This window comes from Pseudoalteromonas sp. S1609 (genome assembly GCF_005887255.1).
Taxonomy (GTDB): domain Bacteria; phylum Pseudomonadota; class Gammaproteobacteria; order Enterobacterales; family Alteromonadaceae; genus Pseudoalteromonas.
Genome location: NZ_PNDJ01000033.1, coordinates 131754 through 144796 on the forward strand (window position 1 = coordinate 131754; position 13043 = coordinate 144796).

Consider the following 13043-nt stretch of genomic DNA (forward strand, 5'->3'; position numbering starts at 1 on the left):
GCCGCAATTAATGCGGGCATTCCTCATTCTAAAAATTGATGAATAACCAAATATTCAGTTACTCGTAAAATTCGTTAAATTTATTTTATACAGCCTGTTGCTGTAAGCTTTGTAGCGTTACATGTTTCACATCAACCAATTTATTTAACTGGCTGGTAAGCAAGTAAATTGGCTTATCGCTATCAACCGTCATCGCCATATTATATTGACCATCGTCCATATTGAGCTGTAAGTGAGTTAAATCAAAACCACGATGACGCACCACACGTAAAAAGCGCTCGATTGCGACACTTTGGCTTTTTAAGGCAATAGTTAAACTGTGTTTCATTGTGCTTTCTCCGTCATCATTTCATCGTTAGCAGCCCCAGGTGGAACAAGTGGCCATACGTTTTCTTTATCATCGATACAAGCATGAACAATATAGGGTCCATCGCTATTTAATAAGGCAGTGATTGCATCATCCACTTGGTTGGCATGGGTAATTGTTTGCCCAGGAATGCCAAACACAGCAGCAAGTTGTACAAAGTCAGGGTTGTCTGACAGGTTAGTTTCGCTGTAACGCCCTTCAAAAAATAGTTCTTGCCATTGGCGCACCATGCCCAAGCGCTGGTTATCAAGTATCAGTATTTTTACTGGTAAATTATTACGACGTATAGTGGCAAGCTCTTGAATATTCATCATGATTGAACCATCACCTGAAACGGTGATCACAAAGTCATCTTTACGCGCGATTTGTGCACCTATGGCGGCAGGTAAACCAAACCCCATAGTGCCTGCACCACCACTGCTTAAGTGGTTACAAGGGTGGCTAAACTTCATGTGCTGGGCGACCCACATTTGATGCTGGCCTACATCACAACACACCACACTAGTGCTTGGCATACGCTGGCTAAGTTGATTAAGTAAGTAAGGAGCAAATACTTTTTCACCAGGGTAGTCGTAGCGCCACGCGTGTTTGGCCTTCATTTTTTTACTATGATCGCACCACGCTTTTGGTGTAACCACGCACTCAAGCGCAGGAAGTGACGTTTTTAAATCAGCAATTAATGACGCTTTTGCGGGTTTGCGTTTTCCTACCTCGGCTGCATCTATGTCTAAATGAATTACGTTTGCTTTTGCAGCAAACTTAGCTAAATTGCCGGTTACACGGTCATCAAAGCGTGCGCCAATACACACTAATACATCACATTCTTGCACCGCTAAATTAGCTGCTTGACCGCCATGCATACCTAGCATGCCTAAATCATATTCGTAATCAGGTAATACACTGCCCAATGCTTTAAGGGTTGAAACCGCTGGCATTTGCGTTTTATTTAAAAATTGCATTAACTGCGCTTGCGCATCAGCGGCATGGACCCCGCCACCAACATAGGCAACAGGCTGTTTGGCTTCACTAAGTAATTGGTTAGCAATAGCAACTTGATTTAGATCTAGTTGAGGCAAATATTCATCTACCGCTAACCAAGGTTTAAAAGGTACTTGCGCCATTTGAATGTCTTTGGGGATATCAACCAAAACAGGGCCAGGTCGACCGCTTTGTGCTAAATGCATCGCCTCTTGTAATATTTCGGCTAAATCTTCTGCTCGCTCAACCATATAACTGTGTTTTGTGCATGAAAGCGACATACCCAGCACGTCTATTTCTTGAAAGGCATCAGAGCCAATCGCCGCTGTCGGTACTTGTCCGGTGATGGCAAGTAAAGGCACTGAGTCCATCATGGCATCAGCCAATGCGGTAATTAAGTTAGTAGCCCCCGGACCTGATGTTGCTAAACATACACCTAATCGGCCAGTACTGCGTGCATAGCCTACGGCTGCAAATCCTGCACCTTGTTCATGGCGAGTGAGGTAATGTTTTACAGGCGCACCATACAAGGCATCGTAAATGGGCATAATAGCACCACCTGGGTAGCCAAATACTTCATCTACGCCGTGCTTGGCGAGTAAATCAATTGTTAGTTCTGCGCCTGTCATTAGTAAATCCTCATTCCTGTGTGACAACCCGTTAAAATTTAATCTTAAAACTAAAAAGCCCCCCGGACGGTTAAGTGCGGAGGGCTTTTCAATGCTTAGTTTTTTAAAGCACTACGAAGCCCTCGAGGGAATAATCACCACGATAATAATCAGGACTAGGTTAAGTGCATTGTTAAGCATAAAATTTAATACCATTTAATTTCTGTAATTACGAAACTCTTGTTTCGCTGTCTTTTTATATTAGTACCGCGCTCAGGGCGCTAAGTCAACATCAAATTCAATCCAAAATAATTATAAAAACACGCAGGCCTAGGTTTTAAAATTCAAACAACCTAAACAAAGTGAATTTTTTATCCCTTCATTTCAACTCAGGAAATTCACTATTCTTATAACGGTGAATTATGGTTTGATTAATTTTTAGCAAACCGCTGTATTTTATAGCTCACAAAATAAAATAAATTGACTTCTTAAGTGTTTCTTAAGTGTGACGACCTAGCATAACAACGTTCACTAAAAAGAGATGTGTTATGAATTCAATTTTCAAACTCAGTAAGCAATCGCAAGCAAACACCAAAAAGCGCTTTTACTTTAATTGCAGCGCTAATGCATTTGTTATTTTAATGGCATGCTATTATGGCTTAATCATTAATATTCCATTTATGCATGGTGCGTTTAGCGCTATTACTTCGCTGCACACATTTTCGTGGTTATTTCTATTTTCTGTACCGCTACTACTTGTGTGTTTATTAGTTATATTTTTTTCTTTGGTGTCTGTTCGAGGGCTATTAAAACCCATCAACTACTTACTACTCGTGCTCTCAAGTGCCGCACTTTACGGCTCATTAAACTATGGAGTGGTATTTGATTACTCAATGATACAAAACGCAGCAGAGACGGACTCTAGTGAAGCGTTAAGCTATTTAAACTTGCAACTTGTTGGCTTTTTACTGCTTTTTGGCGCATTACCTGCCTTTGTTTTGAGTCGTATAAACGTAAACTGTGCCCGCCCACACAAAGAAATACTCAGTCGTATTAAACTGTTACTAGCATGCGGTGCTTTGATTGCTTTAGTAGTAGTAAACTTTTACGCCGATTATGCGGCAACAGGTCGAAATAACCGTATATTGAAAAAAGAAATCATTCCATTTCAATACCTTTCTAGTGGCTATAAGTATGCACGTGACCAGTTGCTTTACAGCGATATTAAATTTAAAAATATTGATACCACACCAACTTTAGCATCGCCAAGTACAACACGAGTTACTGTCATAGTAGTAGGTGAAACCGCACGAGCTGAAAATTTTTCCTACCAAGGCTATGAGCGCAATACCAACCAATACACACAAAAACATAATGTCACTTATTTCGATAATGTATCGTCGTGTGGCACGGCCACAGCAGTGTCAGTACCGTGTATGTTTTCACTGCAAACTCATGCCAATTTTTCTCGTTTAGACAGTGATAATCAGCAAAACGTGATTGATTTGATACAACAAGCAGGCGCAGATGTCTTGTGGGTTGATAATAACAGTGGCTGTAAAAACGTCTGCTCGCGCGTACCTACCATTAATATTGATACCAAAGCATCTGAACTATGTGATGGTAAATACTGTTTTGATGAAGCGTTGCTAGCCCCACTAAAGCACAAGCTTGCTAACTTGAGTCAGGCTAATACGCTTATAGTGCTGCATATGATGGGTTCACATGGCCCTACTTACTTTAAGCGCTATCCTGAAAAATTTAAACAGTTTAGTCCAACCTGCGACCGCAGCGATATTCAGAACTGTAACGCTGAAGAACTGGTTAACACCTACGATAATACAATTGCTTATAGTGATTTTATCAACGCTCAAGTTATTGAACAGTTAAAGGCACTACCAGCCAATATTGATAAGCAATTACTGTATGTGTCGGACCATGGCGAGTCGCTCGGTGAAAATGGTGCGTACTTACATGGCTTTCCCTATGCATTTGCACCAACAACTCAAACCCATGTGCCTCTTTACATCTGGGCTGATGAGCATAATCAGCGCATTACAGCCAAGTGTCTCAACAATTTAAATAGCACTTTAGCGCAATCACACGATGCTATTTTTCATACCCTTTTAAACTTAACCGGTGTTGCGAGTAAAACCTACCAAACCTCTGAAGATTTACTCGCGTCATGTCAAACGATTAACCATAGCGAAACTAAAATATGAATAATAAAACCGTTATAAAACGCCAAGGTCTAATGCGCCTAATTTTTACCTTAAGCCATACATTTAATGGTCTAAAATGGATGAGCCGATTTGAGGCTGCTTTTCAGCAAGAGTTGGTTTTATTTAGTTTGCTAGGCGTATTTGCCTGCTTGCAAGAAATTACTTTAAGTAGCAAATTAATATTGATTGCCAGCTTATTGTTTGTGTTATTTGCTGAGTTGGTCAATACCGCAGTCGAAGTGGTGGTTGATCGCATCGGTAGCGAATATCATGAACTATCAGGCCTAGCTAAAGACATCGCTTCTGCCAGTGTCTTTATCGCCATGCTCATCACCGTTCTGCTTTGGTGGTCTGTTTTATGGGCTTAATTAGCCAAGGTAAAAAAAGCATTAGCGCTGCTGTAGGTCATGGTGGTGTTTTTTCTCAGTCTATGAAGCTTTTCATGAATCGCCTTGAGTTCATAACAAAGTGAACGCGTTTTGACTAATTATGGCAACATGGCCTACAGCAATAATTGATATCAATAGCGCTTTTAATCTGGCATTTTTACGTTACCTATATAGTAAACTAAGTTAGTATTTATAAAACAACTTTAACTTGGTTAGGATTTTTTATGAAAGTGTCATTGCGTATCAGTCATTTATTGATGGCGTTCGTTGTTTTAGCATTTAGTGTCAATGGCTATGCAGCTCCTGCTCTATTCAAAATAGAAAAACAAGGCGCTAGCTCGTATTTATTTGGCACCGTGCATGTAGGTGATGCCAGCATGAAAGGCCTACCACAAAAGGTAACTCGTGCATTGGATGACAGTAATCAAGTGGTTGTTGAAGTGGATATTAGTAAGCTATCACCTTTACAAATGCAGCAACGCTCTATGCCGTTTATGCTACTAGCAAATGGCCGCACTTTACAGAGCGAGCTGTCGGCAGAAAATTATCAACTCCTGAAAGACTACTTTGCAAAAAAGTCGATTGATATTGCCATGTTCAACAGCTTTAAACCTTGGGCTGTCATGTTAACCATGATGCAAATTGAGTTTCAAAACGCAGGATATTCAGATAAAAATGGCATTGATAAGCAAATATTAGATTATGCCCAACAGCATAATATTAAAATTGCGGAGCTTGAAACCATAGAGCAGCAGCTACAAATGTTTAATGGTTTAGAGTCATTAAGCAACGCTATGATGGCAGAAACCTTTGAACAACTCAGTGATATTAATACCTACTTTATTTCTCTAGTAAATGCATGGAAACAGGGCGATATGAAAACCCTAACCAGCTACTACCACACCAGTTTTGATAACAGCCAATACGGCCAACAAAGCGAACAAGTGATGCTAATTGAGCGTAATAATAATTGGGTCACTCAGCTCACCCCAAAACTTGAACAAGGCAATATTTTTATAGCTGTAGGTGCTCTGCATTTAGTTGAGCAACATGGCTTAATTAAACAACTGCGTGACCAAGGATTCACGGTGACTCAGTTATAAACAAGCTTATATAATCGACTCATTATGAGCCGCCTGCTGCTCATAATGAGTTGGTTTAAAGTCTTCCATTTTTAGGGTGTGTTCAACCCCTTTAATGGCATCTGCTGCATGATGGTTTACATAAATAACAGTACTCGTTTTTGCCGCACACACCTTTTCTATAAGCAGTAAAACGCGTTGACGATTTGCCTCATCAAGCCCTAAACATGGCTCATCTAAAATAACTAAGGCGGGGTGTTTAACCATTGCGCGTACAATAAGTAATAAGCGCTGATCGCCATACGATAGTTGAGTAAAAGCGCAATTAGCTTTATCGCTAAGGCCAATTAGTGCCAACCACTGTTTCGCTAAACGCATTTGTAGCTCACTGGCTTGTTGATATAAACCAATACTATCGAAAAACCCAGAGATAACAGTATTGAGCGCCGAAATACTCACTCTATACTGTAAATGCAAGGTATTAGAGATATAACCAATATGCTGTTTTATATCCCAAATGCTCTCTCCTGTGCCACGCTTAAAACCAAACACCTCAATCTCATTGTTATAACACTGAGGGTTATCACCGGTGATTAAATTTAATAAACAGGTTTTTCCTGAGCCATTCTTGCCGGTAAGTTGCCAATGTTGGTGTTGCTTAATCGTCCAGTTTAAGTTTTCAAAAATAGTCTGTTCACCATAACTTACATGCGCATCAGTAAGCTTAACGAGTGGCGCGTTTGCATTTGAAATAAAAGTAGGCTCGGGTGAATCTGGAATAGTTATAGGTGTATGTTCTAAATGCAGTAACTTAAACAAATCGGCTCGTTTTGCTGCGCACGGTTTTGCTAAGCTATGTTGTAAAAGACCCTTGCTCACATAAGCAAAGTGATCAACAAACGCAGGAATTTCATCAACACGATTTAGCACAAACACAAAGCAAGTGTGCGTACTCAGTTGCTTTAATAGGCGGTTTAACTGCCTAGCCGATTCAGTGTCTAAGCCATCGAATGGTTCATCAAGCACAACTAAATCACTGTTAGCAGACAGTGCTTTAATCAATAATAATTTACGTGTTTCACCGGTCGATAAATCAGTAAAGTTACGATTAAGTAAGGCATCAAAATTAAGAGCCGTAATTAGCTGTTGGCATAAATCGTTATTTATTTCAGGCGCAGAAAAGAGTATATCGGTTACTTTTTGTGTTTTATCACTTTTGCGATTAGCGCTTAATAACTGCTTTTGTAAATCACTTGAAACCAACTGTAGATTATTAAAAGTACTATGGCGTTGCCCACTTTGTTGCTTGGCTTCACCAATAAGCGTAGCCCCAAGCGCAGATTTACCGGCGCCATTGCCGCCAAGCAATACCCAGTGTTCCCCCTGTTTTACTTGCCAAGTTAAATCCTTAATATAATAGCGATTACTGCCACCGGTGGATAAATAACCATTAAATTGCTGAAGTAAAATTGAGCGCACACTAGATCCCAAAATAAGGCTTAAAAATTCAAATTAACGTACAAAATAACAATTAGGCAAGTGAGATTTAATCAACCTCAGTTAGAAGAGCATCGTTTAGTGCCGCTATTATACTTTGCTGATCTATAGGTTTATGAATATGACTTATTGCTCCACAAGCTTTAGCGCGAGCTATATCACTATCAGAAGTGTTTGCGGTAACCACAATAATGGGTCGTGTTTTGTCTTTTTCATGTAGCAGCTTTGTGGCTTCAAAGCCATCCATAACCGGCATATTTAAATCCATAAATATAACATCATAGCTATTTTCAGCCGCCATTTCACAAGCGACTTTGCCATTTTCAGCCGATTCAACCTGTATGCTCAAAGAACTTAATAACTTTGTTAGTACCAACATGTTGAGCGGGTTATCTTCAACCACTAAACACTTAAGATCATCAGGCAAGCGCGTTGGCTTAGTTTCGCTTGTGTCCATCTCTAATGGTAGGCTTAAAAATACAATGGCGCCTTGTGGATGATTATTCTCAAAACGAATGTCGCCATTAAGCGCATTAACAATATATTGCACGCGGGTAAGCCCTGTTCTGAGGCCTTGAAAATGGTTACTTTGTTGATTGTTATCTAATTCGAGCTGACCAACCGGGTGGCTAAAGCCACAGCCACTGTCTTTTATGCTTAACTCTAACTGATGGTTATTGAGCGTAGCAATGACGGTGACCTCTCCTTGCTCAGTAAACTTTAATGCGTTATTAAGTAGTTCAGAAACAATTTGTTGTAGCCGTGCGTGATCTACAATCACCGCGCAGTCTAAGTTCGGTGCTAACTCGGTAATTAACTTTAACCCTTTCTCAGTACAGCCATATTCATACACAGCCAGTATTTTGTTTAAAGTTGTTAGTAGGTTGTCTGAGGTCTGCTTTAATGACCAACGGTTTAAACTAAGCGCCTGTAAATCTTGAAGTTCATCTAACATCGCTAGCAGCCTAACAGAACAATACTGAGCTTGACGCTGAATTTGTTGTTGCGAGCTGGGAATGGTTAATTCATTTATAGAACTAATTAATCCCTGTAACGGAGTTCTAAACTCATGGCTGGCGCGTGCAATAAAATGTTCTTTATTCTGACTGACTTGCTCGGCAAATTCTTTTTGTTGTTGATACTCAAGCAGGGTCTGCAAAACTTGCCTCTCCATTGGCATAAACACAAATCTTAACTCTATAAGCAATAACGCTAGAGTCAAAAACCAACACAACAGCTCAATATTGGCAACCCAATTAACCTTTGTCACCGCTTGCTGCTCAAATAAGCTCACCGCGGTGTCTAATTTTTTTAATAATGCTTCAATCTCGCCCACAGAAAACATCACGGGATTCGCTTGTTCTTGTTGGGTCAGTTTTTTTGCTTGTTTTATAAAACTAGATACCTCGGCATCTAGGTTACCTGGGGCGGCATAATATAAATCAACTAAAGCAGCATTTAAATAAATCGCCTCACCTTGCTCATTTTTAGTGAGTAAAAAAGTATGTCCTTGCTCGAATAGCCTAAGTGAGTGGGCTAACGATTTCAGGTGCTGTTCGTTGTTAGCTGTTTGATTAATTAGCGCATTACTATGCCACGCTATTTTTTGTGACAGCATACGTTGCTTACCCGCTATATTGATAATTTTCGCATCGTATTTTTGCACAGAAAAGACGTATTGCATGAGTAGTGCGGATACGCTGATCAGCAAGGCAATAGCAATTAATGCCCACCGATAACGTTTGCGAATACTCTTTACAATATTAAACATAAACCAAGCTGCTTTTTATTTTCACTTTAGTCTAACTGTAGCAAGTTAATTAGTTAATTCACTAATTATTAGATATAAAAAAGCCCAACTAAAAAGCTGGGCTACTTACAATATCATTAACGATTTTCTAAGCGGTTATAATCAAACATACCAAATTCAACCCCTCGATACTGGCGGGCAACGTGATGTAATATATCGCTGTATTGCCAAAACTGAGGGTGCGTTCGACGAATCGCAAACTTAGACTTTAAAGCCCGATAATCCGCCTCTACTTGCATAAGCGGTAGCTGCTCTGCAAATGCAGCAACTTGTTGCGGGTTATTTAAATACCAAATTGCTGATGGGTAATCACCAATAAAACCTGGCACAATTGTCACGGTATCTTCTTCATAGGCACGCTGGCCGTCTTCGTTTAATAAGCTCGAAATATTATAATGCGCGTTATGATGAATAATCGTATAAGCCTTGTGCTCATCTTGCTCTTTTACTAACACATACGATAGCTGCGGGAGTAAGTTAATTGCTTTAGCGGGCATGGTGTTAATTGCACTTAATGGTGCGGGTACTTTTTTATAGTCATAACGAGGACTTAATACCGGCTCAAGCGTTTGTTTAATTAATCCATATAACTCTGATTGTGGCTTATCAGTTTGGTAATTAATACCGCTTGGCTGACTAAACTCACGGTTATTTTCGAAAAAGGTCGATAGACTTGGCGGTGATTTACGATACCAGCTTTGCTTAATAGCTTCGCGTTGTGACTCTGGTAATAACGCAAGAAAGTTTTGCTCACCTTCCAAGCGTAAAAAATCCATATATAAACGTGTTATCAATTGATGGCCAATATTGCCATACACATCAAAGCCTGCCACTAGTAAGTAGTGAATACGCTCAAACAATGCATAATCAAGTACCCACATCGTTTTAGGTTGCTGGCCAACAAGCCCTTTTACAACTGTTGCACTATCAAAATGGCGAAAAATTGTCAGCGCCGCATTTTGGTTATGCCCTTCCCCTTTCCACAGTAAATCAGTAGTTAAGTGCTCGCCATTTTTGAACATTTTATTAGCTAGCTCTACCTTGGCTTTTAAATAGCGTTTTTCGCGAACTGAGTATTTTACCCAGTTAGAAATAGGTAACGCATTACTCTCCTCGGCTGCTGGTAACTCTAATGCGTCTTCATGTTGCATTAGCATTTTACCAACCTCTGGAGTCGCCACTTTTTCAGGATCGGCAAATGCCACCCAAAAATGGTCATTAATCACGTTCAGTGCTATTTGACCACGGCAAACAGGTCCTTTAATGAAGCCCATAATAATTAACTCAGCTTCATCGAGCATAAATTGATACTTAGCATCAATAGGCAGTGCTTCAAAAGTTTTAAATGGGTTTGATGCAAGTGCTGGCTCATAGCTTGGTAAGCTAGCTACAGTGTATTTTGGTGCGATGAACTGCTGATATAAGCGCGTTAACTTCTCATCCGTTAACTTAAGTGGCAAATGCGTTTTTGACAAAATAGTAGAACGGTCGTGAAGCAGTCGATAATAAACACGCTCAACATTTGGGTTATCATAAGGGCGACGAGCGCTAATTAACTTAATATCTTCCCCAGGAGGAGTGCTTGAACGCACCAACTTAAAAAAGTTTGGTGATTGCGCATCACTAAAATAGATATGCGCTAAAAACCAATGTTCATAAATATAACGCGCTGATAACTGATACTTCAAACTATCTTGATTTAAAAATGCTTCCCAGTTTTTTACCTTTGCAAGCTCAGCAGCTGATGGCGGCTTGATATGCGCCATTTTCCCGCCTTTTTTAATCCAATTTTGTAGATGCTGAAATTCAGCAGCCGACACCCCTGGTAAGCCATAAGGCATACCCGCATGCGGTTGCTCATCCGCTAATTGGTCAAACTCACCCATGGTCGCACAACTTTGGTTGCGACTAAGCGAAAAATCAAAGCGTTCATCTAATACTTCATCTTCTGGCAAAGGTGAACTTTGCTTTAATACCAGCGTGTTAAATAACACACTACCGGCTAAATTGGCTTCTTCATTTTGTGCTCGCTCGTTTAATACCGGGCTAAACTCTTTTTCACGCCATTGCTCAGTGGTGGTTGCATCAAATAATAATCGGCTCGGCGTTGAGGCTAACAACCGAGTACCGTCGTACACCAGCTCTTTACTTAGCCCTCTATCTATTCCCTCAGGAGACGACAACTTCAACTGGCAAGGCGCATCATAACAACCATGGCAAACCACGCAGCGAGTATCTATTACAGGCTTTACATGTTGAAGAAATTCGGCGCCATCACCACTATTAGCGTCAACAATACGCGCTTGTGTTTTTTCGGGACCAAACAGTTCGTTATAATGAGCATTTCCGAGGTAGGCACAGCCACTTAAAATAATCAGTACAAATGTACTTATAATGATCTTTTTCATTACTCTGCCTCATCGCCCAAATCAAACGTGGGCATCATATCAACTTGAGGTGATACGAATGTCAGCTCATCAACTGTAGTCACTACAGCGCTTAATAGAGGACCTTGAGTAAGCGTTAGTTGAGCGTTATGTTCGCTTTGCACTACACTTGAAAAGCTTGAATTGATGATATTCAATTCATAGTCTGTAATGCTTATGCCAATACTACTGTCAGCACTGGGGTTTTGGCATAGCTGAGTCAGTAGCTCATCACTTAAAATAACTGAAATTTCCACGTCAGGCTGCGCTAAGTCACGGGTACTTAGTGTCTCATCTAGAATAAATAAAGGGAGGGTTAAATTGCTATCTTGTTCAAGTTCCATTGGACTCTCTTGCTGACTGGCGGTGTAATTACCGCCATTATAGCAAAAAAGCACATAATTACTGCGACTAAATAACCATACTAAAGCCTAAAATTAATCCTAAGCATTACCAATTACTAAGCTTTAATATCATCCATTGCCGATTCAATAATAGAAAAAACAGCCCCTTGAGGATCGCAAATAACACTAAAACGCCCTACATCAGGGATATCTGTAGCAGGTACGCACACTTGCCCTCCAAGGATCGCCGCTTTTTTTACATAGCTATCGCAGTTATCCACGGCAAAGTAAATCATCCAATGGGGAGGCACGTCTTCTGGCCACTCATTATTCATTTGTAGCATGCCCGCTACAGGCTTACCTGCAACTAAGAACAAGGTGTAATCCATACCTTCCATAGGCTTTATTTCACTTTGCCAACCTAGTAATTCGCAATAAAAGTGACGGCTCGCTTCGCTATCACGCGTTGCCATTTCGTGCCAATAAGGCGTGCCGAGCTCACAAGGACGCTGACATCCTATATGCTCTTTACCTTGCCATAACGCTACGGTGGCCCCGGTTGGGTCTTTAAGCATTAACATGCGCCCTGCATTCATAACATTGTGAGGGCCTGCTATAATTTGCGCGCCTAGCTTTTGCGCCTTAATTGCACATGTATCAACATCATCTACTGCAATATAGGTAAGCCAGTAGCTAGGTGTGGAATCGTCCACTTGCTCTTTAGGCATTTGGTACATGGCAGCAATATCGTCACCTTGCTTTTGAAGCATTGTGTAATATTCATCTTCGCCAATTGGCTGGTCGTCATTCCCCCATTCAAACAACGAGGTATAAAAAGCTTTTCCATCTTTCCAATTATGAGTACACAGTTCAGCCCAGCAAAATATACCTTGCGGATAATTATTTTTATTATTCATCGCCCATTTCCTGTTGTAAATTTAAGCTATTTTTAGCTTAGGCTAATAGTCTATAAGAGTCGATAGCTATTCAATGAATAGACATGTCTTTACTGAGTTTTAGCGTATAGTCATATTCCCTTCTATGAAAAAACAGCGCTCAAATATTAAACTATAGATATTCAGAGGTTCTTAAACCGCTGGCTTCTACTCGGGGTTGATAGTAACTCAGGCTACTTAGCTTACATTAGCACCGAGCAGCTAAAAGCTGATAGCTAATCACTTTTCTTCAAGCATTAAAAAACCCGAGACTAAGCTCGGGTTTTTTTAATGCTTAATGCATTACAACAGTTGATTACTCAACGATAGTTGCAACAACACCAGCACCAACAGTACGGCCACCTTCACGGATAGCGAAACGAAT

The 13043-nt window shown here is 40.4% G+C and carries 10 protein-coding genes; 3 read left to right on the forward strand and 7 right to left on the reverse strand.

The window, feature by feature from the left end; genetic code table 11:
* Positions 1-85: 85 nt before the first annotated feature.
* Complete coding sequence (gene ilvM / locus CWB76_RS10005; RefSeq protein WP_028834467.1) at positions 86-328, reverse strand: acetolactate synthase 2 small subunit; 243 nt, start codon at positions 326-328, stop codon at positions 86-88.
* On the reverse strand, positions 325-1974 hold the full coding sequence (gene ilvG, locus CWB76_RS10010) for an acetolactate synthase 2 catalytic subunit (RefSeq protein ID WP_138607248.1): 1650 nt from the start codon (positions 1972-1974) through the stop codon (positions 325-327). The genes ilvM and ilvG overlap by 4 nt, the downstream gene beginning before the upstream one ends.
* A gap of 527 nt (positions 1975-2501) precedes the next feature.
* Here ilvG and CWB76_RS10015 point away from each other — a divergent pair.
* From CWB76_RS10015 to CWB76_RS10025, 3 genes are all read left to right on the forward strand, one after another.
* Complete coding sequence (locus tag CWB76_RS10015) at positions 2502-4175, forward strand: phosphoethanolamine transferase (RefSeq protein ID WP_138607250.1); 1674 nt, start codon at positions 2502-2504, stop codon at positions 4173-4175.
* The gene (locus CWB76_RS10020; protein WP_010390346.1) at positions 4172-4543 is read left to right on the forward strand and encodes a diacylglycerol kinase; all 372 of its coding nucleotides are present in this window, start codon (positions 4172-4174) and stop codon (positions 4541-4543) included. The genes CWB76_RS10015 and CWB76_RS10020 overlap by 4 nt, the downstream gene beginning before the upstream one ends.
* Before the next feature lie 245 nt (positions 4544-4788).
* Positions 4789-5667: a TraB/GumN family protein gene (locus tag CWB76_RS10025; RefSeq protein ID WP_138607252.1), complete on the forward strand. Its 879-nt coding sequence runs from the start codon at positions 4789-4791 to the stop codon at positions 5665-5667.
* 6 nt (positions 5668-5673) lie between these two features.
* Here CWB76_RS10025 and CWB76_RS10030 read toward each other — a convergent pair whose 3' ends face one another.
* From CWB76_RS10030 to CWB76_RS10050, 5 genes are all read right to left on the reverse strand, one after another.
* Complete coding sequence (locus CWB76_RS10030; protein WP_138607254.1) at positions 5674-7125, reverse strand: ATP-binding cassette domain-containing protein; 1452 nt, start codon at positions 7123-7125, stop codon at positions 5674-5676.
* Positions 7126-7192: 67 nt separating this feature from the next.
* Positions 7193-8914 carry a response regulator gene (locus tag CWB76_RS10035; protein ID WP_138607256.1) on the reverse strand — a complete coding sequence of 574 codons (1722 nt, stop codon included), beginning with the start codon at positions 8912-8914 and terminating at the stop codon, positions 7193-7195.
* Positions 8915-9030: 116 nt separating this feature from the next.
* Positions 9031-11361: a fatty acid cis/trans isomerase gene (locus CWB76_RS10040; protein ID WP_138607257.1), complete on the reverse strand. Its 2331-nt coding sequence runs from the start codon at positions 11359-11361 to the stop codon at positions 9031-9033.
* Complete coding sequence (locus tag CWB76_RS10045) at positions 11361-11723, reverse strand: hypothetical protein (RefSeq protein ID WP_010390337.1); 363 nt, start codon at positions 11721-11723, stop codon at positions 11361-11363. Before CWB76_RS10045 ends, CWB76_RS10040 begins: the two co-directional genes overlap by 1 nt.
* Before the next feature lie 116 nt (positions 11724-11839).
* Positions 11840-12640: a VOC family protein gene (locus CWB76_RS10050; protein WP_075169511.1), complete on the reverse strand. Its 801-nt coding sequence runs from the start codon at positions 12638-12640 to the stop codon at positions 11840-11842.
* Positions 12641-13043: the final 403 nt, after the last annotated feature.

Bases quoted from the DNA above. Each gene is read 5' to 3' on its own strand.
- ilvM (WP_028834467.1), bottom strand. From the start codon at position 328: ATGAAACACAGTTTAACTATTGCCTTAAAAAGCCAAAGTGTCGCAATC.
- ilvG (WP_138607248.1), bottom strand. From the start codon at position 1,974: ATGACAGGCGCAGAACTAACAATTGATTTACTCGCCAAGCACGGCGTA.
- CWB76_RS10015 (WP_138607250.1), top strand. From the start codon at position 2,502: ATGAATTCAATTTTCAAACTCAGTAAGCAATCGCAAGCAAACACCAAA.
- CWB76_RS10020 (WP_010390346.1), top strand. From the start codon at position 4,172: ATGAATAATAAAACCGTTATAAAACGCCAAGGTCTAATGCGCCTAATT.
- CWB76_RS10025 (WP_138607252.1), top strand. From the start codon at position 4,789: ATGAAAGTGTCATTGCGTATCAGTCATTTATTGATGGCGTTCGTTGTT.
- CWB76_RS10035 (WP_138607256.1), bottom strand. From the start codon at position 8,914: ATGTTTAATATTGTAAAGAGTATTCGCAAACGTTATCGGTGGGCATTA.
- CWB76_RS10040 (WP_138607257.1), bottom strand. From the start codon at position 11,361: ATGAAAAAGATCATTATAAGTACATTTGTACTGATTATTTTAAGTGGC.
- CWB76_RS10045 (WP_010390337.1), bottom strand. From the start codon at position 11,723: ATGGAACTTGAACAAGATAGCAATTTAACCCTCCCTTTATTTATTCTA.
- CWB76_RS10050 (WP_075169511.1), bottom strand. From the start codon at position 12,640: ATGAATAATAAAAATAATTATCCGCAAGGTATATTTTGCTGGGCTGAA.